Origin of the sequence: Mesorhizobium sp. M0136 (assembly GCF_040322515.1) — a bacterium.
Classification (GTDB): Bacteria; Pseudomonadota; Alphaproteobacteria; order Rhizobiales; family Rhizobiaceae; genus Mesorhizobium.
The window spans coordinates 83,398-102,638 of sequence record NZ_JAMYTP010000018.1 but is presented as its reverse complement, the minus strand read 5'-3'; the positions used below and the strand labels follow the sequence as shown (position 1 = coordinate 102,638).

Here is a 19,241-nt window from a genome sequence, read left to right as displayed (position 1 = left end):
AACGGCCGGGGCCGGCCCTTTTCGAAACCAGCCCACCGCCGCGTGACGTTGTGCAGGATGATCGTCTTGACCCGTCTCGCATCTGAAACGGGTGCAAGCCTGCCGACATCCCGGCTGCTTGGTCATCCAACCTGGCTGCGAGGCATCGCCACCGTGGGGGGTGATCCGGCGGCATTGCGGATGTGGCTGGCGATGGCGGCCTGAGTTCTTGTCCATCTGCCGCATAGCGGGTGGTCAGGTGCTGGTCGCGTTTCCGGCGAGCCGAAGCATTTGTCTCTCAAGGTCACCCTTTGGAAATCCAGCACCAGCGGCTTGTCGGGACAAGATAGATGCTATTGGGATTGGGCCGCCGCAGCCGAGAGCATCGCTTCTCCCATCCCATTGACGCCTCGGGCATTCAGCATTTCACCAGCGTTCTGAATGTCGCGCACCTCTTTGTTCTGGCTGAGTTTTGATTTACCAACCAGGCCGGTGATCTCGATCTCCAGGGCGACGATCGCCTTAACCATCGTGTCAATGAAGTCCTTCGGCGCGTCGCCCATCTTCCACGGGGCAGGCTGCGAGGCTTCATGCATGTGAGTGAGCTTCGCCACGTTACGGCGCACATAGCGCTCATCATCCCGGACAGTAATGCGTCCGTGGGCGTGGACGACGAGATAGTTCCACGTCGGCACCTGCTTATGGAATTCATGCTTGCTTGGATACCAGTTCGGCGAGATGTAAGCGTCGGCCGCACGGAAGAAAACGAGGACTTCATCGCCATTGGCAACTTCCTCCCAGACTCGATTTTTGCGTGCAACATGGCAATTGAGGAGGCCTTTGTCTCCCTTCGAGCGGTCAAGCTCGAAGGGAATGTGGTTCGCGTCGAGTGTGCCTTTGCTGTGGGTGACCAGGATACCGAGCGGATGTCTCTCGATTAGGTCAAACAGGGTGTTCTGATCGGGGACGGCAAAATGGGGCGGAACGTACAACGGTGGATCTCCTGTCGCGAATGGGCGGTCGTTAGCGAGCGGCGGTGTCTTGCGGAACGGGCCCGGGCATCTTTGTTGCCGGCGAAGAGGGCCCCGGATCTCGCTGTCCACCACGCTCAAGAACTGCCATCGAGAAGTGGGCAGGCAGAATAGATGCCGCCGCGTATGAGTGCGGTTGGTCAGTGACAAGCCGCACACTCTCGCCTTGGCTCAAAATTACTGCGTGGGTACCCACCACGACACTTAGGGACCCCTGAGTCACCGAGATCAGCTCGCGCGTATCCGGACTATGAGCATCTGCGGAAAACACGTCGCCCGGCATAATGGCCCAGCTCCACAGTTCGAACATCGTTCGTCCCGAGATCGATGAATGAAGTTGTGCAAAGCTTCCTTTAGCGCTTGTCCAAAGCGTCCTCGTCTCTGTCCGCTCAATAGGAAGGCGAACTGTGGAAGGATGGTCATTCAACAAATCGGCCACCGAAAGCGAAAACGCCGCCGCCAGTCGGCAAAGTATGCCGATGCTGGGGTTCGCCTTGCCTTGCTCCAGCGTGACGACGGTTCCCTTGGATAAGCCGCTCAGTTTTGCCAGTCGATCCAGGGTCAGGTTTTGGTCGCGCCTCAATTGTCGGATCCGAACCGCTATCGCTTGGCCAAGCACCCGCTCGGGGTCCAACGCTGTCGTAACATCGGTCATTATATTGACTTAGTGCCTCGGCTCACTTATTACGGTCAATATAATGACCGGCCTGAAATTGTGCAACTGCCCCGTTAGCGAGGAAATGACCGATGCGTTTTGAAACGAAGGCGATCCATTGCGGCCGAGCTGTCGACGCTTCCACGGGGGCGGTGTCCCTGCCGCTGCACACCAGCACGACGTTCCAACGTAGCGTCGACGGCTCGTTTCCTTCCGGATTCGAATACACCCGGGATGGAAATCCGACACGCAACGCGTTCGAAATGGCCATTGCCGCGCTCGAGGGCGGGGAAGATGGCATTGCCTTCGCGTCGGGCATGGCTGCAATCGCTGCAGTCTTTGAGAGCCATCCGTCGACGGGTCGGATCGTTCTGCCGGATGACATGTATTTCGGCATTCGTTCGCTGATTGACGAGACCGACATTGGGTCTCGCTTCGACTTTGCGGCCGTCGACATGCGCGATCTGGATGCCGTGCGCGCCGCGGTCACGTCGAAGCGGACTGGCCTCGTCTGGGTCGAGACGCCGTCAAACCCGATGATCCGCGTTGTTGACATTTCGGCCATCTGCAAAATCGCGCACGAGGCTGGCGCCTTGGCCGTAGTGGACAACACGTGGGCAACTCCAGTGCTTCAACGGCCCCTCGAAGTTGGGGCGGACGCGGTCATGCACTCGGCGACAAAGTACATCGGCGGCCACTCGGACTTGATGGCGGGCGTCGTCATTGTCCCGCACTCGTCACCCCTCGGTCGCCCACTGCGGATGGTCCAGAGACACAAGGGCAGCGTCGCAGCGCCATTCGACTGTTGGCTGGCATTGCGGGGCCTGCAGACATTGTCGGTACGCATGCGCGCGCATTGCGAAGGCGCCCAGAAGGTTGCTGAGGCTTTGGCGTCTCATCCGCGTGTCGAAAAAGTACTTTTTCCTGGCCTGCAAACTGATCCGGGACACGATCTCGCTAAGCGGCAAATGAGCCATTACGGAGCGATGCTATCCTTTATCGTCAAAGGCGGAGCCGATGCTGCGATGGCCGTGGCCGGCCGCCTCGAGGTTATTGCCAGGGCGACAAGCCTTGGCGGGACGCACTCTCTGATTGAGCATCGCGCATCCGTCGAGGGTGCCAAGTCCAAGGCGCCAGGCGGATTACTGCGAATGTCAGTGGGACTTGAGCATCCTCAGGACATTATCGATGATCTGATGCAGGCCCTAGGCGGAACCTTCAAAGCGGCAGCCGAATGACGCGGGTGCAAGAACTCTGGCAGCGCTTTACGTGGCGGCTGGCGCAGCAATGCGGCCTGCTACGGCTGGGCGCCTAGATCAGGCAAAGCATCTTCGACGATGCTTAGATTTCGATCAAAAATCTCGGTGTCGGATGCGTTGGCGCGGAGAGACCGCACCTTGTTCAGGATCGCCGCAACCGCCGCTTCAGGCCTGCGATGCGGCTCGACCTTTTCGAGGAAACCGCCGGTATCAGCTCGGCGATCTTCTTGCGCGCGTCGAAACGGTCGAGACCGTCGAGCTCGTCCCAGACCGCCTGGCGCTCCGGCGTCACCTCCAGCCCGGCGAGAAAGTCGTCATTGTCCGTGAGGGTGACCGCCGCATTGACGGTAAGGATGTTGACCGCCGGCAGCCGGTGGCGCTTGTCGCGGCGGTGGATCTGATTTTGCATCAGCTGGCGCTCGACCACCATCTGCGTGGCGATGCCGGCATGGTCCATGCCCGGCTGCCACAAGACGTTCTTGCCGCGCATGCGCTCGAAGCGCACCAGAATGTCCTGCAGCGTGTTGTTGAGCGCATGACCCATATGCAGCAAGCCGGTGACATTCGGCGGCGGTATGACGATGGTGAAGGCTTCAGCCCCTTCCTCGGCGCCTGCGCCGGCACGAAACGTCTTTTCAAGCGAATTATGTTTTTTTGCATAGACCAACGAGTTGAACGGCGGCCCCATAAATCGCCGATGTGATAGGTCGGGCAAAGGCGTCCACCAGCTCGTACTTGTCAAGACGATGCCACCCTTGATCTTGCACCCGCCTCCGATACCAGCGATCCGCTGCGTCGTATGCTCATGCCTGTCAGGATGGGATGGGCGCTGCTAGCACCGTGGCAGTTTGACAACCCGGCCATCGGGGCGGTAGCACCGTACAAGGCCAAGAGTCGCAGGGCAGACCGCACCCATCGGGCTGCGCGACCCAGACCAGCCGACGCCCAACTGGCACACTCATCGCGCATCAGCACCGTGGATGCGACATCTACTTTGTTGCGAGCGCGATATCGGAACTTGGTTGTGACGCAGCTGTGCGTAAGCGCACCGCTGTCAGCAAGTGAGTGAGCGAAAGAACTACGTGGTGGAGGTGAGAAGTCATGCGGCGTCAAGATTCCCCGCCCTTTGCGGCAAACACACTGATCCCTCTTCAGAATCCGGTCTTTCGTTCGATCTGGACAGCCACGCAGATATCCAGCCTTGGCTGGCTGGTGCAGAGCGTGGCTATAAGCTGGCTTATGGCAACGATTTCAGCCTCCGATCTGATGGTTGCGCTCGTGCAGGCTGCATCGACACTGCCCGCCTTCTTCTTGTCGATCCTTGCTGGAGCGATTGCAGACAGCTTCAGCCGCCGCGGCGTGATGCTTGCCGGACATTGCCTGATCGCACTGGCATCCACGGCGCTGGCTCTCTCTGTTGGGCTGGGCTTTGTCAGTCCATGGCTGATCTTGGGACTGAGTTTCTTGGCGGGATGCGGCTTTGCCTTGAATGATCCAGCCTGGCACGCCTCGGTCGGCGACATCCTGGAAAAGCGCGACATACCCGCTGCAGTGACGCTGATGTCGGTGGGGTACAACGTGGTTCGGAGCATAGGACCGGCGCTGGGCGGTGTAATTTTGGCTTTGCTGGGCCCCCTTACGGCTTTCGCCTTCGCTGCGCTGACCGACCTGGTCCCATTGAGCGCTGTCCTGCGCTCCAAGTGGCAAGTTCGTTCTTCGCCTCTTCCGCGCGAGCGGATGACGACGGCCATTCATGATGGCATGCGCTTCACGGCAATCTCCTCGGAGATCAGAGTGGCGATCGTGCGTGCAACCCTGTTCGGGCTGTCAAGCATCTCGATCCTTGCTCTGCTCCCCCTCGTGGTTCGCGACCAACTGACGGGCGGGCCAATTGTTTACGGCGTCCTGTTAGCCGGCTTCGGCACAGGCGCCTTCATCGCGGGCATTGGCAATAGCTACTTGCGACGCATCACGTCCCAAAATCGATTGATCACGCTCGCGTCCGTTGCTTGCGCAACGTGTTGCCTTTTACTGGCTCTCACATCATCGGTGGCCGTAGCAGCGATCGCGCTTGCAATCGCTGGCGCAGGCTGGGTTGTCACCTGGACCGGAACCGACGTGTGTGTGCAGTTGGCAAGCCCAAGGTGGGTCGTTGGTCGCACCCTGTCGATCTATTACGCCCTGACCTACGGCGGCATGGCAGCGGGCAGCTGGATCTGGGGTGCTGTCGCGCAGTACTATTCCCTGACGTGGGCTTTGGAAGGTGCTGCAGCGGCGCTGTTGCTGGTTGCAGCTGTGGGAAAGCTATTGCCGGTACGGCTATGGGAGGAATCGGATCAAGGGGCCTTCGACTTCAGGCCACCAGAACTGGCCCTCGATTTGAAGCCCAGGAGCGGCCCGATCGTGATCAAGGTGGAGTACTCGATCCCCGAGGAGAATATCGAGGAATTTCTGAGCTGCATGCGCGAAAGGCGGCGCGTTCAGAGCCGTGCCGGTGCGCGGGACTGGACCCTCCAGCGCGATCTTCAGAACTCGACTCTTTGGACCGAGACATTCCGCACGCCGACATGGACGGACTATCTTCGTCTAAACCATCGGCTAACGGTGACTGACAGGGAGGTAGGCGAGCGCCTTGCCGCTCTGCAGGTCGGTGATTCTCCTCCTCGTCTCTCACTTTCGATCGAGCGGTCGACAAGCCCTGCCCCCGGCAGCCAAGTCCAGCCTGTGCCCTTTGTATCGCGCCCGTAAGGAAACCAGTAACTTTTCTGGGCTCGGACACGGGAATGGCCGAGACCTACTCCTTCTTTCGTCGGGTCAGCCCGGATTGCCATACCTTGCGGCCGGTTAGGCGAGCATGAGGATTTGTGTGGCACGTATGTCCACCACGGGCCCATGTCCAGCCCCACCGCCTCTGCCATCAGATCGGCTTGGGCACGGGTTCAGGTCGCCTGTCCCCCTGCATCGCGGCGAGCAGGGGGGAGCAAGGGGGGCGGAGGGGTCTCCCCGGTCTGCACGGAGCGAAGCGGGCAGACGGAGGAATCCGCCAGCGGCGGCTTGCAGGGAGAGGGCCGCGCGCCTCTTTCCCCTCCCTGACAAAACGTGCCGCCAAGCACGTTCACGTCGGCGCAGCCGTGCCGCAGAGGCGGCCGCAACAAAGAAGCCCTACAAGGCGGAAGCATCGAAATGTCCGCCAGCGGGACCAATTCAGTTCGGTGCTGGAGAAAGCGGTTCAACAGGGCGGCCGTAGGAGCACCAGCATAGCGCCGCCGTCAGGCGCGATGCGGACCGACAGCCCCGAGAAGGGCGCTGATTGATCGATCGGGTCGCGCCGCCCGGCCCGGTCAAGGCCAAAAAAATTCGTCGCGGCTGAGCGCCCACTCCGGCTTCTGCCAAATATTCGTCGGCGGGTTCGCAGCACCGCGGGCGCACGGGTGAGCTCGTGGGTAGGAGTGCGGATGGAAGTAGGCGATGCATCGTCACCAGCACCTCAGATTGTGTGAGGTCCACGGCTCGCTCGTTTCCGCCGACGGCGGCGCGGCGGGCGTCGATATACGCAGGGCGGGTCCGTCGCCTTGGCCTCAGTTTCGCGGCAATGGCAAGCCCCGGTCCGCGCGGCGCCGAGTTGGGCGGAAAGATCGACGGCGCGCAACGCGGGGCTCCTACGCGACGAGCAGGTTTTTCCCCCGGTCTGAACCCGGCCTCGACTCCAGATGCCGCAATGACCGTCGCGGCCCGGCGCGATTGATCGGGTCTCATGCCCAAAGCTGCCTCGGTGCCCAGTAGCGGCACCGCATGGCCCCACCCAGGCGCTGCGCCAGAAAAGCGTCGGCGAGCCAGCATCCGACGGTGCGTTCGAAGCGATCTCATTCGGCGGCCATGATCGCGCACGTCACCATGCCGCAGCGGAAAGCTGCCGAAGCTCGTCTGGCCAGGTCGCTGACCGCCTCGTCGTCGCGGGCGACGACCGAAATCTTCCCCACCGCAGCGAGGTTTCTCCCGCTAGAAGATCCTCAGCGGGATAGGCTGCCAGTTCACGCCCGGTCAACAGCATCCGGCCCGCGGGGGTCGACCTTGTCTCCCGGTCGTGTGAGCAGAAGAACATCACGAAGTGCGGCTTCATCCTCGACGCCGCGAGCCTGCTTCGCCGTACCACGGCCGCCGAAAGCCCTAGGCGCTGTCACCAGGCGCCAGCCCACCTCTCTAGCTGGCGGACTATCTCATCGAGCGCGCCGAGGGCCGCACCGTCAGTGATTGCAATGTCCTCAATGCGCCGCAACTGTTTGGGTCCGGGGCAGCCCTGCGCAACCAGGCCGGCACCGCCGCGTCGGCGCGGCTTCCGTGGCACCGGGAAGAGTGCCGTGGTGGCGCAGGAGGGTTTTGGCTCAGAATCATGGAACACGATGAATCATCGCGGCGCTTTTTGTAGAGCGAACGATAAGTCTTGCACGACCAGCCATTTATCCCTCGCGAGATCAATGCCGCGGGCAATTAGCAGGCGAACTCCGTCCGGACTGAGTACCTGTTTCAACGCGGGCAAAAGAAGTTGTGTAGCCATGTCACGAAATGCTTGGTCCGCTTCTCTGCCGGCCGATGGTCCATGAAATCCCCTCTGCACGCACGACGCCGGAAACCTCCTTGCCAATATGCCGATCAAGCACCGGCCGCCATGGCACCAGCGTGAACTCGCGCGATTTCTCGATAACAGCGTATTTTCCGCCGGCGAGCTCGACGGAGCGGCGGAGCGTGCCTTCTATTCGATCGCCACTCTGGGCTTCAGAATAGGGCAGACCGAGTTCGTTCGACAACTGGCCGGCCACGCGGTTCAACTCGCGTTGACGCAGGATCGAAAGCATGTTGGCGCGATAGACGATCCGGTCCTGCTCTTCCCGAGCAAGACCTTGCGCAATCAGCCACTGCCGCCGGCGGCCTTGCGCCTCTCGGACATCGCGGCCGAAACCAGAGCTGTGCAAGGCCTCCGGTGTGTCGGAAACCAGCTCTCGATCGAGCCAGGTGGCGCCGTCGAAGCTGACTTGTTGTTCCAGCAGCATTGATGAGAGCTTGTCAACCGTGACAGGCTCGGCCCTCGCTCGCTGACGCTCGTAGCCCGCGACGCGGTCGAGATGGTCCGGCGCGATAGTCCATGTACCGTCCGGCTCGCGCTCGACACCACCGGTCGCCCGGCGGATCGCCTCCAGTCGCCGCACGTGCGTTTCGGCAAAGCGTTCGGTGGCCGACGGGTCATGCTTGAGATGGATATCGATGCTGTAGCGCCCGTCATGGGCCGTGGCGATCTCGGCAATTGTGCGGTCGACTTGCCTTGGCCCGGTGTCCCTCGGCGTGACCCGCACTATGCAGCCCTCTGGCGCCGGTTGGGTGGCCTCGCCTTTGCCGATATCGACATAGTGGCTTTTGCCGTCCACGCCGTCGACGACGAGGTAATGGCGGTCATTGATTTCGTCGGCCAGGCCGCGCGCAACGATGCGGCCGACGACAGGCTGCCTCTGCTCTGCAGATCGATCATGGATAACATAGTCGGCGGCACTGCGGGCGAGCCCCTTGCCGGTCAGTTCGCGGTGCATGGTCTTGATGATGTCGCCCCGCTCGCCGATGCGGCGCAGCGTCGCTTCAAGCTCGCCATCAAGGCGCCAGCGGCCCGAGCCGACTTCCTCAGCCAGACCCATCCGCTCGAGCTTGCGCAGGCGGCCCTGGTGCAGCGTCTGGCGAAACGTATCTCGGCTGGCCGGTGAGACATGCCCCTCATGGTCGCGGATGCGGAGCAGCTGCCGATCGATGCTGGTGAAGCGTTCCCGCTCCATTTCCTGGCGCAGGCGTTGCTCGATCTCGCGGTCCGTTCTCGGGCCAAGGTCGAGGCTGACCAGCTCGGCCGCCCGTTCACGGATACCAGACGAGATGTAGTCTCGCGCGATGACAAGATTTTCGCCGCGGTCGTCCTTGCCGCGGACGATAATATGGGTATGCGGATGACCAGTGTTGAAATGATCGACGGCCACCCAGTCGAGCCTAGTGCCGAGGTCTTCTTCCATCTGCGCCATGAGGCGCCGCGTGAGCGGCTTCAGGTCATCATACTCGATGCCGTCTTCAGGGGCGACGATGAAGCGGAACTGATGCCGGTCGCCATCGGCACGATCGATGAAGGCCTTGCCATCGACGCGGTCGCTGTCGGCGCTATAGAGCTCGCCAGGCTCGCCTTCGCGGGTCACGCCGTCGCGCTGGAGGTAGCGAAGGTGTGCACGTGCCCCGTCAACACCCTTGCCGGCCAGCTTGACGATACGGGCCTTGACGACGGCGCGCCGCTGCCGAAACGCCGCGTGGGGGTCGCGCGCTCTGAGAACGGCGGCAGCAGCCCCGCCGCGCCCCGCCCGGCTTCCGATGAAGCGGCCACGGCGACCGCTGCCGCCGCCGGCTCGGTTGATCGCGGCGCGGATCTGGCCGGCGAAACGCTTGCCTGCCTTCGAGCCCCGCGATCCGATTTTGCCCAGGCTCGGCTTGAACTCTTCATCCTGCATTGAGCCTCCTAGCAATCTTAAGCAATATCAGAGGTTTGTCGGCTGCAGCTCTCCTGACGCTGAAGGCAGCCTCCGTGGAAAACGATGTGCAGACAAAGACTTCGCCGCCTCCAGGAGGCGATGCCTTTATCTTGCCTTCCGCGGACCTGCCTCCCTGCCTCCCTGCCCCGCCCGACCCAGGATACCCCTGCCCTCACCTGCGATCCGGCCGGCCTGACCTTGCTCGCTCCGATCCGAGCGGCACCACGATTTGGCCATTCGGATCGGTCGCGGAAACACCGTTTCGCAGGAAAAACAGCGACTGCCCGGACGGGATTTCCGGCGCTTTTCCGGAACGGGATTTGCCGGTGAACGCGTCCATGTCGGCGGCCGAGATCCCCGCCGCCTTGAGCTGTTCCAGATACAAAACCGTCTCGCTGGGCAGCGGTCGCCCACGCTGCAAATGCTGTTCGTAGCGGTCCGGCCCAGCGTTATAGGCGGCAAACAGGCCGGGAAAGCCGAAGCGGTCATACATGGCGCGCAGATAGGCAGTGCCTCCCAGAATGTTGTCGCGAGGGTCGTGCGGATCGGCCCCCAGGCCAAGCTCTGCGCGCATCTCCTCGTAGGTGCCGGGCATCACCTGCATGAGGCCAATGGCGCCGGCGTGTGAGGCGATCGGCCGTCCGTCCAGCATTGTCTGCCCCCGGCTTTCGGCATCCATGACGGCATAAATCCAGGGCTGTGGAATGCTGAAACGCCGGCTTGCTTCGGCTACCAAGTGCTGCCATCGTTGGAGCTGCGGACCACGGGAGATGGCGGCCGGCTGAGCGTCGGTCGCGGCGGAACAGGCGCATGGCGCTATCGCGACCATGCCGAGCATCAGGAGGGTTACTCGGTCCATAGCGGCACGAGCCTCCCGGCAATATTTTCGGCCGGCACCGGCCCGAAATAGCGGCTGTCGAAGGAGCGGTTTCTATCGTTGCCGAGCAGGAAAAACTCGTCGGCGGCGAGCTTGCGGCAGGCATTCCACCAAGGCAGCGGACGGTGCTGCGTGTCGGTTGCCAGCCGGCGCGCGACAATCTCGCCGCCGATGATGATGGCGTCGCCGAAGGCGCAGACATGCTCGCCAGGCAGCGCGGCAAGGCGCTTGACCAGCGGCACATTGCTGGGCAGATAGAAGCGTTCGGCGGCGAGATCGGCGACCGGTTTTGGCGGGCGGACGAGCACCAGATCGCCACGAGCCGGTGATCCGGACGCGAGGCGATAGAGGCCGACCGGCGCACTGGCCGAGGCGTTCCACACCAGCCAGGGCGATGGGTTGAAAGCGGCGAAGCCGATCAGGCCGAGGCCTATTGTGCCCACGGCGATCGTCTTGCGCGCCCGAATGCGCCGCAGATGGCTGCCGATCAGACGGATAGTGGGACGCCGGCTCATGAGCGGCCTCCCTCACCGGCCGAGCCGGAATTGTGCCCGCCATCCTCGGGCCTGGTCTCCTGCGCGCGTCCCTTCGACCAGTCGTCGAGCTCGTCGATGTGATAGCGGACATAGCGGCCGTGCTTGCGAAATTGCGGGCCACCGCCTTTGAGGCGCATCTTTTCCAGCGTGCGCTGGGACAGCCCGATATAGAAGGCTGCCTGCGCGGTGTTGAGAAACGGACTGCCCTTCTTGGCGCGGGCCGCGCGTTCGTTTTCGTCGTCCATGATGATCCTCGTTTCGTTACGGACAAGCGAAGGCGAGGATCGGCGAGCGAGATCGTTTCGGGGACGGGCGAAGAGTGGGGGGCGAGTTTTCGCCGCCCCTTCTTGAGAAGAGCCCCGCGCCGGTTGCGGCGCGAGGCTCGAAGCTGGCCGTTCAGTCGACCGGGTTCCAGATGATGGCGTATGTGTCGTCATCGTCCTGGCCGGCGGCGCGGCCGAGATTGGCGTAGAGCTTGCGCGGGCCGAACTCCGGGGCGGCAATCGACAGGCTCACATAGTCCTTGCCGGAGGTCTCGCCGGTGCGGATCCAACCGGCCCCTACTTCGACCCCTTGCGTCAGCACCCGGAAGTCGGGATGGGTGTCGGCGCTCTTTGCCTGATTGGGCACGATGTCGATGTCGGCGCGGACGCTGAGCGTCTTGAGCTGGCCCTTGTAGCCGCCGTTTTCCTGTTTGGTGACGTATCCGATCGCGGTCATTTTCAGTCTCCTTTTGGTGCTCGCCGGGGACCATTCCCCTGCGATGGCGGACCGTGATGGGCGTGTCCGGACCGCCGGAATCGGGACGGCCGCAGCGATAGCGGAGGACCCGAGCGGGCAGCTTTTTTGAAGCGAAGCGGCGCGAGGAAGCCGCCGCAGGCGGCGGGGAAAAAAGCTGCTGGCGAGGGTTTCGGGCGGGCCGGATCCGCCCATAGGTCGTCAAGCCAGCCGCAGGGGAATGGTCCCTGAGACACATGGAGACAGGTGGCGCGATCGGTGACACAAGGAGCCGGCGGCAATGCAGGGCGCCGGCTGCGCGGGCTCTGTCGGCAACCGGATCGGACAATTGGCCCCATGCGCCTGGCGCCTCGGCAAGCAACCCGGCGTGGTGCAGGGCTGCCGAAACGGGGGCGAATTGGCGTCGGGATTTCTCGCGCGCGGCACTGGCTCGACAAGACGACCAATCGGCAGCCGGCGCGCCTCGGTGCGGCGCGCGCGACCTGAGCGGCGGCACTCGAGAGAACCGCCGCTCGGGCCCTGATCGACTATTCGCGCACGAACAGCGGCTGCACTTGTGCCCACTGATCGGCGGTACGGAAGCCGCCGCGGCTGGTGTAGCTTTCGGCCGGGAATTTCATCCAGCGCGGCAGCCAGCTCTCGACCTTCTGGCGGCCATTCTCGCCCGCCAGGAAGTCGCGGATTATCTTCTTTTGCGTCTTGACCTTCTCGGCGACATTGCCGTCCGCGACCAGCTTGCCGCCGACCTCGGCGAGCATCGAATTGGCGATTTCCTTGTCGCGCAAGAGGTCGAAGAAGGCATCGTCCGGTTGCCACCATGTGCCCATGTCGACGTTCAGATGGTTGCCGAGCGCCTCGATGACGGCGCTGCCGGCTGCAAGCGTCTCGGCCATGACAAGGGTGAGAACGCGCATGACATCGTCGTCGCAGAGCGCCAAGAGGCGCGCGAACACGCCAGCGGTAGCAAAGGCGTCGCCATTGCCGCCGGCGACCACGCCGTCCTCATCCGGTGATCCGAGCAGGGCCAACACTTCGCGCCGTTTTTTGCCGAATGCAGCTTCAGCCTTGCAGCCGGCAAGGCTGGCAGTCACCGTCTCGTTGACTGCGCGCTGTGGCTCACGGCGCACCTGCCACAGGCCGGAACCGGTGAGGGCGTGCGCCACCACGAGGCGCAGCGCCACGGCGGGATGGTCGAGCATGGCGGCGCGCACGGCAGCATGGCGATGCAGATCGACATAGTTCTGCATCGGGCCGGTGACTTCAGGGCGCGGCGGCTTGGCGGCTGTTTCTTCTTGCTCACCGCCCTCGCGGGCGCGGCGGGCTTCCTTGCGTGACAGCCAGCCCTCGTGACACTCGACCTCGCCGCGATACGAGACAGTGATGAAGACCTTGCCGCCCTTCTTCTTCGGGGTCTTCTCGTGGTCCCATGGGTGGAAATACTGGCCCGGTTCCAGCAGCACCACCTCGCTCCAGCCGTCGTTGAGATAGGTGTCGCGTCTGGCGGCAATCGCTTCGTTCTGCTTTTGCCAGAACAGGTCGGCATCGGCGAAATAGCTGTCCTCGCCGAACAGGTCCGAGGTGATCAGGCCGGGGTATTCGTCGATGGCAAACAGCGCCACCTTGGTGGAAATCGACTGGCCGCCGAACAGCCATTGCTTCAATTGAAAGCCACGCGGCGCGTATTGATCGGGATCGGCACAGAGTGCCAGCCAGTCCTTCTGCTGCGCCTTGGACGCCATGGTGAGATGGCGCACCGTCTCGGCGTCGATCTCCTCGCGGCGATAGGCTTCGCGGATTTTGGGCAAGAGGTCGCCAAGCGCCAGAATGCGTTTGACCTTCAGGTCAGTGATGCCGAAGGTCGCAGCGATGTCCGGAACGGTGCGGCCTTGCCTGACGAGCCGCGAAAACGTCTCCCATTGCGATACTTCGTCAGGATCGAGGCGGGCGAGGTTTTCGATCAGCGAAGCTTCCAGCGCATCGGCGTCATCACCGTCCTCCATGATGGCGCAGGGCAAGGGATCGCCTTCGCCGCGCTCGTCGGCAAGCGATTTCGCGGCGAAATAGCGCCGCCTGCCGGCGACGATCTCGAAGGCTTCCGGCTGGCCGTTGGGCCGCACAAGGAGAGGCACCAGCACGCCGCGCGCACCCACGGATGGCAGGATATCGGAAATGTCGGGCGCGCGTTTTCCATGGCGCATGTTGAGCGCGGAAATGTTGAGCCGATCCAAGGGGATGTGGGCAAGCTGCATGGTTACTCTCCTTCGCTTTGGTTGAGGTTGTCCCGCCGCAGAGGCCGAAGGCCGGCGCGGCGGGACGGTTTTTGCGCCTATCGGCGCTGCTGTTCCGCCGTGTCGGACGGAAGCTCGGAACGGGGCTTTGAAAGGGCGTCTGCTGCCTGCCGCAGAAGTCGCTCGGCCTCGGTGATGTGGCGGCAAATACGGGCGGCTTCGGCATAGACGGAGAGCGGAAAGCGCGCCTGGAAATGCAGGTCGCGCTCTATGCCGAGGCCAAGCGGACCTTTTACGGATGCAAGCTCGGCCAGACTGACGCTGCCGAGTTCGGGGAAGCCGAAGCCGAGATCGCAAAGGCCGAACAGCGTGTCGCCATCGGCGTCGAGTTCGGTCAGAAGCCACGTGGCGGCACCTGTCGGATTAAACAGTTTCACAACGGGAAAATGGTCCGTTTCGGCGTCGGCGGCGCCATTGGCGAGCAGTCGTGCGCGCAGTGGATCGGTGATCAGGATCATGGAAAGACTCCTTGTCAGAACAGGTCGAGTTGATTTCTGCTGGCTTCATCGAAGAGGCCGATATCGATCGGCTTTTGCGCCGCGCGCGGACACATCGGCGCGTTCATCAGGAGGGTGAGCCGATCGCGCGTGGTGATCGGCCGGACACCGGGAATGAGCATCTGCTCGCCTTGCGGCGTCGGCTCGCTCGCGGTCAGTTGAGGATCGCGCATCGTCATGCCGCAATCCCTTCCTGCGCCTCGCCTTCGGCATCGGCCTGAAGGCCAAACAGGAAATCGGCGGCCTTGGAGGCAAGACTGGCGGCACGGAAGATCGCGCGGTTGTCCTCGCGCAGCACCTTCAGCCATGAGCCGATGTAATCGGCATGACGCACGGTCGGCTCGATACCGAGATTGCTGCAGACGAAGGCGGCAGTGATTTCGGCGACCAATTCTTCACGCGCGTAAGCCTTGGAGCCGAACGAGCCGGAGAGGTCGCGAGCAAGCCGCGTTGGGTGGCCGGTCCAGTGGCCAAGCTCGTGAAAGCAGGTCCGGTAATAGTCGATCTGCTGATGGAACGCCGGCTGCGGCGGCACCTGAATGTGGTCGCTGCCCAGCATGTAGAAAGCGCGATCGCCGCCGACCCTGAAATCCGCACCGCTAGCGCGAATGAGCGTCTCGGCCTGCGGCACGATCTCGCACTGAGGCAGCGGCTCGGTGGCGGCATAGAGGTCTTCCGGAAGATTATCGCACTGCGCGACATTGAAGACGGTGAAGCGCTTCAAAAAAGGCACGGCCTGTGGTTCATCGCCCTCGTGGCGTGCGCGCTCCTTCTCGTCCTTGGGGACAAAGCGGTCGGCATGCACGATGGGCGTGCCGCGCTCGCCCTTCCTGACATTGCCGCCAAGGACGAGCGCCTGCCGGAAGGTGAGCCAGTTCTGGCTGGGATAGCTGCGCTCGATGACCGCGCCCCACAGGATGAGGATATTGATGCCGGAATAGATGCGCCCAGAGGATGCATTGCTCGGCAGGCCAAGGCCTGCCTTTGCGCTGCCCCATGGCTTGACCCATGGCACGGTGCCGCGCTCCAGCTCCGCAATGATGCGGTCCGTGATCTCCTGATAAAGGCTGGCGCCGGGGCGCCCGCCCTTGCCTGCGCCAGCCTCTGTGCTGGCGGAACGCTTGCTGTTTGCATGCATCGTCTCATCCTCCGCTCGCCAATCGCCGCGCCTTTCCCCGGAAGCGGGGTGGGCGGCGAGTCGCGACCGGAAAGGCCCGCCGTAGGAGGCGGACCGCATCCGAAGGACCGGAACGAAGAGGAGGACCCTGAGCGGCAGCGAAGGGTTGCGGGCTGCCGCGGCGGGCCTAGAAGGGAGTGCCGCCCACCCCGCGCCACCGGGAAAGGCCAACAGCAAACCCCGCCGCCCGCAAGGGCGGCGGCCGTCTCAGCCCGAAGGGCTGCCCACGCCAAGGGGCGAAGCCGAATGGCCGAGACCGCCTGAGCTTGCCGAAGAAAAGCGGGCTCGGTTCACGAGCACCTGGTGCGCGTCGTCAGGCGCGCGGGCGCCCGCCAGGACGGCAGGCCGGACAGATTTTTCGCACGGATCATCGTCAAGCGCCGCAGTTACGTCGAGAAACTCGACGACATCACCGCCGTGGCGCGGCTTCCTCCGAACAAAACCAGCGCTCGCCTTTCAACAGGTTGAGGCGCGTATCCCAGTAATATTCCTGTCTGGGATCATGATAGACGCGCTCGCCCGTTTTGTGGCTTATATTGGCTTTGATGTTGCGCTGACAGCGGCAGGGTCGATTCGAAGGCAAGAAAGCCAGCCAGGAGTTGTCTTGATAGCGATGATTGCCTACGCCCCCTCCCTCCGAAGAGAGAATGCGACGTTTGCGTGATATCCTTCACCGTCTTTAACAGCGCTTCATGGGTGCGTTGGAGAGGCCGGTAATGGTTGCTGGTGGGTGATAGAAGCGGCTGGACGATGCTCTTGTGCAGCCGTTCCGCCTCCGCCAGAAAGCGCTCGATTTCAGCCTGTGAAAGCTGCTTGGAAAGTTTGGTCCGAGCCATTGCGATCTCCGTTGAGGAATCGCCCCACCTAGGATTATCATCCCAATTGTATACTTGACGTACCAACGATCGATTCGATAAAGCAGCCGGGCAGGCCGGTACTGAAAACGAGATTACGCCGCTGATGGTCGAAGCGAGCATTTCCGTTCGTCTGGGTGCCCTCACACCGCCACGGGAGACGTTGTCGACCAAAGGATGGGCGCCAAGATTTACTCATCTATGGCAGTGGTGGGAGCAGCTTCCTTAGAGCCTTAGTATTGGCTATCAGGGTTTCGACATGGTGGTTGATGTCATGCGCTTTGACGGGCTTGTTCCTGCCCTTGTTTTCGGCGGCGCGGAAATTGAACACAACAACTTGGCCTGTTGTCTTTTCCTTGCTCCAGATTCCGTGAACCCAGTTGTTGCGCGTGCCCGACATGCCGCTGATTTTCTCAATTGCCTTTGAGATGGCGTCTCGATCGGAAGACGTATCCCACTCGGGGATCATCGCTAGGAGGAACTTAACTCGGGCTTCAAAAGTTGGAATACGATAGTAGCCGAAATGCGCCATGTTGGTCGACATGTTACAGATTGAACACATGGCATGCATGAGTGTGGTTTCAGCGTTCGCCCAAGCGACGACCATATCGCCCAATGCGGTTGCGATGTCCGAATCACTACTTAGGTTGTTGAGATCGTTGTAGGTAGCCATGTCAGAATCCCCCAAAGACAAAGACCAGGACAAGGGCGACGAGATTTTGCGACGCCTGTTGAAAACCCCTCCCGATCATAAGACCGGGAAGGGCAAGCAGCCTGTAGCGCCAGATGGCTCTAAGGACAGTGAGGGAGTGCCAGCAGGTTATTCGGCTCCACGCCGTCAGGCTCCGTCTTAAGATACTTCCGTCCGTTCGAACGCTGGCGTACGACAATCCACACGGACTCTCCTGTCGGCGCTACCGTCCAGTATTGCTCATTTTCGTTTTCGACGTTGTTTATCATCGTATCGATGTCTCGATACCAGCCGCCAGCGGCAGGGCCGCCGAGGCCCTGAAGACGACGGTCTTTGTCGGCGTTATCAGGCTTGTGACAATTTACTCGGAAAGTTCCGGCCATGTAGGCCTCCTGTGATTTGCGCCACAGGAGGGCTTGACGTGAATCGCGTAACGCGCAACTTAATGGACGTGATCACAAACAAGCCCTCCAACGGCTTGGTTTCAACTTAAAGGCGACCGTGGTTCAGACGGTCGCCTTTTACGTTCTGGCGAAACTTTGATTCGCACAAGATCGTCAATCTCGTTTTGTTCTCTTTTTTCTACGTATCCACAGGAGTCGTCGCGCCTTCTGCTTAGGCGTGACCGGCTTCACCAATCCGCCGATAGATAAGGCGCTAGTCGCGGGCCATGCGAAGCAAATCCTCGGCGCGTTCTGCATCTGAGACTTTCAGAGCCATGCGGCGATGGCAGCGGAAATCAAACTCGGCAAGGTAGCGATGCAAATGCGCCTCGCCGCAATGCTGGTAGACGCCGATCATGCCGCGCTTGAAGACTGAGAACACGTTCTCAATGGTGTTCGAATGGATGGCGATCCCGTCCTCGTAGCGGACATATTCGCCGTCCGAATGCTTCGTGGTCTTGTGGGTAGCGACTCGCCGCCAGTCTCTGTGTAGAGGTTCGACGCATCGGTGTAGAGGATGGTATCTCGCGACACGTTGCGCACCAGCACGTCACGGACGGTTGCCTTGGTGGCGTCGTTCAAATGGAACATGCGAGCCTTGCCGCCGCGCTCGACCAAGCCGACGACGATGCGCTTTTCGCGACCGCCGCCCTCGCCTTTCTTGGTGAAAGGACGACCCTTACGTTGGGCTGATACGCGAGGCGTCTCGCGCTTTCCGATGTAGGTTTCGTCGGCCTCAACAGTCTTGCCGTTGCCGCCGATAGGACCAGCAGAAGCAACACCCTCTTGCATGGCTTCGCGGATGCGGTGCGCCATAAACCAAGCGGTCTTGTAGGTGACGCCAAGCATACGATGCAACTGATGGCACTCATGCCTTTCTTGGACGAAGCGTAGAGCTGCGAAGCCAGCACCCATCTATGCAGGCCGATCTTGGAACGCTCAAAGACGGTGCCGACCGTGACCGTGAAAGGCAAACGGCATTCGTTGCATTTGTAGACGCCGGGGCGCGTGGACTTGCCCGCCAGCTTCGTGATGCGCTCGGGGTTGGCGTTGCCACAATGCGGGCAGAACGGGTCATGAGGCCAATGGATAGTCTCCAGATGCTCGCGGGCCTTGTCAGCGTCGTGGTAAATTTCGTTGGTCAGGTCGAAAATTGGCGGTAGCTCCTTGCATTCATTGAAAATTCGGCTTGGTTCGTCAAGTATATAATTAGGATTATCATCCTATATCGGCTGGCTTGGTAAAGACCCACCCGCAGCGGAATGGCAGCTTGCCGAAGAAAAGCACGCTCGGTTCACGGTACCGGCGCGAGCCGTTAAACGCGCAGGCGCCCGTTAGCCCGCAGGCTGGACAGAATCTCGCACGGATCAGCGTCAAGCGCCGCAGTTAAGTCGAGAAACTCGATGACGTCGAGACGCCGCTCTCCACCCTCGTACTTGGCCACGAAGGATTGGGGACGATCAAGCTTCTCGGCCACCTGCGCCTGAGTCAGGCCTTTGGCCTTGCGCAGGGCAACCAACTCGGCCAGAAACCGCTGGTGGCGGGGCGATCGAAGAGACTTGGGCATGTAGGCGAACCGGTCGGGTAAAGACCGGATCAGCGACTAATCCCGGTTTCGGATTATCCCATTTTGGGATATGCTGCGTGCGCTCAACATGCGAGGTTCGC

At 61.9% G+C, this 19,241-nt stretch carries 20 protein-coding genes and 3 pseudogenes; 4 read left to right on the top strand and 19 right to left on the bottom strand.

From position 1 onward, the window contains the following. Positions 1–66: 66 nt before the first annotated feature. The gene (locus NKJ35_RS21650; RefSeq protein WP_352595047.1) at positions 67–204 is read left to right on the top strand and encodes a hypothetical protein; all 138 of its coding nucleotides are present in this window, start codon (positions 67–69) and stop codon (positions 202–204) included. Positions 205–332: 128 nt separating this feature from the next. Here the strand turns inward: NKJ35_RS21650 and NKJ35_RS21645 are convergent, their stop codons facing one another. Next, positions 333–971, bottom strand: a complete 639-nt coding sequence (locus NKJ35_RS21645) for an FMN-binding negative transcriptional regulator (RefSeq protein ID WP_352595050.1) — start codon at positions 969–971, stop codon at positions 333–335. Positions 972–1,002: 31 nt separating this feature from the next. Continuing rightward, on the bottom strand, positions 1,003–1,665 hold the full coding sequence (locus tag NKJ35_RS21640; protein ID WP_352649473.1) for a helix-turn-helix domain-containing protein: 663 nt from the start codon (positions 1,663–1,665) through the stop codon (positions 1,003–1,005). Positions 1,666–1,757: 92 nt separating this feature from the next. On the opposite strand from NKJ35_RS21640, the gene NKJ35_RS21635 reads away from it, so the two are divergent. Beyond that, positions 1,758–2,903, top strand: a complete 1,146-nt coding sequence (locus NKJ35_RS21635; RefSeq protein WP_352647545.1) for a trans-sulfuration enzyme family protein — start codon at positions 1,758–1,760, stop codon at positions 2,901–2,903. Positions 2,904–3,321: 418 nt separating this feature from the next. Here NKJ35_RS21635 and NKJ35_RS21630 read toward each other — a convergent pair. Further along, positions 3,322–3,552: pseudogene (locus tag NKJ35_RS21630) on the bottom strand (class I tRNA ligase family protein); the annotation flags it as partial. Between the two features lie 473 nt (positions 3,553–4,025). On the opposite strand from NKJ35_RS21630, the gene NKJ35_RS21625 reads away from it, so the two are divergent. Continuing rightward, positions 4,026–5,672, top strand: coding sequence for an MFS transporter (locus tag NKJ35_RS21625; protein WP_352649472.1), 1,647 nt, complete (start codon positions 4,026–4,028; stop codon positions 5,670–5,672). Positions 5,673–6,376: 704 nt separating this feature from the next. Here NKJ35_RS21625 and NKJ35_RS21620 read toward each other — a convergent pair. From NKJ35_RS21620 to NKJ35_RS21575, 10 genes and pseudogenes are all read right to left on the bottom strand, one after another. Continuing rightward, a pseudogene (locus NKJ35_RS21620) lies at positions 6,377–6,488 on the bottom strand (SMC-Scp complex subunit ScpB); the annotation flags it as partial. Positions 6,489–7,480: 992 nt separating this feature from the next. Next, complete coding sequence (gene rlxS, locus NKJ35_RS21615) at positions 7,481–9,451, bottom strand: relaxase/mobilization nuclease RlxS (protein ID WP_352649471.1); 1,971 nt, start codon at positions 9,449–9,451, stop codon at positions 7,481–7,483. Between the two features lie 193 nt (positions 9,452–9,644). Beyond that, entirely contained in the window at positions 9,645–10,331 is a 687-nt protein-coding gene (locus tag NKJ35_RS21610; protein ID WP_352649470.1) for a lytic transglycosylase domain-containing protein, read from the bottom strand. After that, the gene (lepB, locus tag NKJ35_RS21605) at positions 10,319–10,864 is read right to left on the bottom strand and encodes a signal peptidase I (RefSeq protein WP_352649469.1); all 546 of its coding nucleotides are present in this window, start codon (positions 10,862–10,864) and stop codon (positions 10,319–10,321) included. The genes NKJ35_RS21610 and lepB overlap by 13 nt, the downstream gene beginning before the upstream one ends. After that, positions 10,861–11,130: a helix-turn-helix transcriptional regulator gene (locus NKJ35_RS21600; protein ID WP_352453595.1), complete on the bottom strand. Its 270-nt coding sequence runs from the start codon at positions 11,128–11,130 to the stop codon at positions 10,861–10,863. Before NKJ35_RS21600 ends, lepB begins: the two co-directional genes overlap by 4 nt. 151 nt (positions 11,131–11,281) lie before the next feature. Further along, entirely contained in the window at positions 11,282–11,605 is a 324-nt protein-coding gene (locus tag NKJ35_RS21595) for a DUF736 domain-containing protein (RefSeq protein WP_023672372.1), read from the bottom strand. A gap of 545 nt (positions 11,606–12,150) precedes the next feature. Further along, positions 12,151–13,872, bottom strand: a complete 1,722-nt coding sequence (locus NKJ35_RS21590) for a ParB/RepB/Spo0J family partition protein (protein ID WP_352649468.1) — start codon at positions 13,870–13,872, stop codon at positions 12,151–12,153. Between the two features lie 77 nt (positions 13,873–13,949). Then, positions 13,950–14,369, bottom strand: a complete 420-nt coding sequence (locus NKJ35_RS21585) for a DUF2958 domain-containing protein (protein WP_352480252.1) — start codon at positions 14,367–14,369, stop codon at positions 13,950–13,952. Positions 14,370–14,383: 14 nt separating this feature from the next. Further along, positions 14,384–14,587 (bottom strand): hypothetical protein, encoded by a 204-nt coding sequence (locus NKJ35_RS21580; protein WP_352480253.1) that lies wholly within the window; start codon positions 14,585–14,587, stop codon positions 14,384–14,386. Next, entirely contained in the window at positions 14,584–15,546 is a 963-nt protein-coding gene (locus NKJ35_RS21575) for an ArdC family protein (protein ID WP_352480254.1), read from the bottom strand. The genes NKJ35_RS21580 and NKJ35_RS21575 overlap by 4 nt, the downstream gene beginning before the upstream one ends. A gap of 342 nt (positions 15,547–15,888) precedes the next feature. On the opposite strand from NKJ35_RS21575, the gene NKJ35_RS21570 reads away from it, so the two are divergent. Further along, on the top strand, positions 15,889–16,053 hold the full coding sequence (locus NKJ35_RS21570) for a hypothetical protein (protein WP_352480255.1): 165 nt from the start codon (positions 15,889–15,891) through the stop codon (positions 16,051–16,053). Here NKJ35_RS21570 and NKJ35_RS30940 read toward each other — a convergent pair. The 6 genes and pseudogenes from NKJ35_RS30940 to NKJ35_RS21545 all read right to left on the bottom strand — a co-directional run bounded on the left by NKJ35_RS30940 (position 15,995) and on the right by NKJ35_RS21545 (position 19,140). Further along, positions 15,995–16,168: a sunset domain-containing protein gene (locus NKJ35_RS30940; protein ID WP_502901907.1), complete on the bottom strand. Its 174-nt coding sequence runs from the start codon at positions 16,166–16,168 to the stop codon at positions 15,995–15,997. The genes NKJ35_RS21570 and NKJ35_RS30940 overlap by 59 nt on opposite strands. Further along, a complete protein-coding gene (locus NKJ35_RS21565; protein WP_352480256.1) occupies positions 16,086–16,421 on the bottom strand; it encodes a hypothetical protein in 336 nt (111 codons plus the stop codon). The genes NKJ35_RS30940 and NKJ35_RS21565 overlap by 83 nt, the downstream gene beginning before the upstream one ends. Before the next feature lie 217 nt (positions 16,422–16,638). Then, entirely contained in the window at positions 16,639–17,112 is a 474-nt protein-coding gene (locus NKJ35_RS21560; protein WP_352480257.1) for a hypothetical protein, read from the bottom strand. Positions 17,113–17,231: 119 nt separating this feature from the next. Next, the gene (locus NKJ35_RS21555) at positions 17,232–17,513 is read right to left on the bottom strand and encodes a DUF3892 domain-containing protein (RefSeq protein WP_352649467.1); all 282 of its coding nucleotides are present in this window, start codon (positions 17,511–17,513) and stop codon (positions 17,232–17,234) included. Positions 17,514–17,787: 274 nt separating this feature from the next. Beyond that, positions 17,788–18,727: pseudogene (locus NKJ35_RS21550) on the bottom strand (IS1595 family transposase). A gap of 161 nt (positions 18,728–18,888) precedes the next feature. Next, the gene (locus tag NKJ35_RS21545) at positions 18,889–19,140 is read right to left on the bottom strand and encodes a helix-turn-helix domain-containing protein (protein ID WP_352480259.1); all 252 of its coding nucleotides are present in this window, start codon (positions 19,138–19,140) and stop codon (positions 18,889–18,891) included. Positions 19,141–19,241 lie beyond the last annotated feature (101 nt).

Excerpts from the sequence above, each read along its gene's own strand:
- NKJ35_RS21640 (WP_352649473.1), bottom strand. The coding sequence starts at position 1,665 with ATGACCGATGTTACGACAGCGTTGGACCCCGAGCGGGTGCTTGGCCAA.
- NKJ35_RS21635 (WP_352647545.1), top strand. The coding sequence starts at position 1,758 with ATGCGTTTTGAAACGAAGGCGATCCATTGCGGCCGAGCTGTCGACGCT.
- NKJ35_RS21625 (WP_352649472.1), top strand. The coding sequence starts at position 4,026 with ATGCGGCGTCAAGATTCCCCGCCCTTTGCGGCAAACACACTGATCCCT.
- rlxS (WP_352649471.1), bottom strand. The coding sequence starts at position 9,451 with ATGCAGGATGAAGAGTTCAAGCCGAGCCTGGGCAAAATCGGATCGCGG.
- NKJ35_RS21610 (WP_352649470.1), bottom strand. The coding sequence starts at position 10,331 with ATGGACCGAGTAACCCTCCTGATGCTCGGCATGGTCGCGATAGCGCCA.
- lepB (WP_352649469.1), bottom strand. The coding sequence starts at position 10,864 with ATGAGCCGGCGTCCCACTATCCGTCTGATCGGCAGCCATCTGCGGCGC.
- NKJ35_RS21600 (WP_352453595.1), bottom strand. The coding sequence starts at position 11,130 with ATGGACGACGAAAACGAACGCGCGGCCCGCGCCAAGAAGGGCAGTCCG.
- NKJ35_RS21595 (WP_023672372.1), bottom strand. The coding sequence starts at position 11,605 with ATGACCGCGATCGGATACGTCACCAAACAGGAAAACGGCGGCTACAAG.
- NKJ35_RS21590 (WP_352649468.1), bottom strand. The coding sequence starts at position 13,872 with ATGCAGCTTGCCCACATCCCCTTGGATCGGCTCAACATTTCCGCGCTC.
- NKJ35_RS21585 (WP_352480252.1), bottom strand. The coding sequence starts at position 14,369 with ATGATCCTGATCACCGATCCACTGCGCGCACGACTGCTCGCCAATGGC.
- NKJ35_RS21580 (WP_352480253.1), bottom strand. The coding sequence starts at position 14,587 with ATGACGATGCGCGATCCTCAACTGACCGCGAGCGAGCCGACGCCGCAA.
- NKJ35_RS21575 (WP_352480254.1), bottom strand. The coding sequence starts at position 15,546 with ATGCATGCAAACAGCAAGCGTTCCGCCAGCACAGAGGCTGGCGCAGGC.
- NKJ35_RS21565 (WP_352480256.1), bottom strand. The coding sequence starts at position 16,421 with ATGGCTCGGACCAAACTTTCCAAGCAGCTTTCACAGGCTGAAATCGAG.
- NKJ35_RS21560 (WP_352480257.1), bottom strand. The coding sequence starts at position 17,112 with ATGGCTACCTACAACGATCTCAACAACCTAAGTAGTGATTCGGACATC.
- NKJ35_RS21555 (WP_352649467.1), bottom strand. The coding sequence starts at position 17,513 with ATGGCCGGAACTTTCCGAGTAAATTGTCACAAGCCTGATAACGCCGAC.
- NKJ35_RS21545 (WP_352480259.1), bottom strand. The coding sequence starts at position 19,140 with ATGCCCAAGTCTCTTCGATCGCCCCGCCACCAGCGGTTTCTGGCCGAG.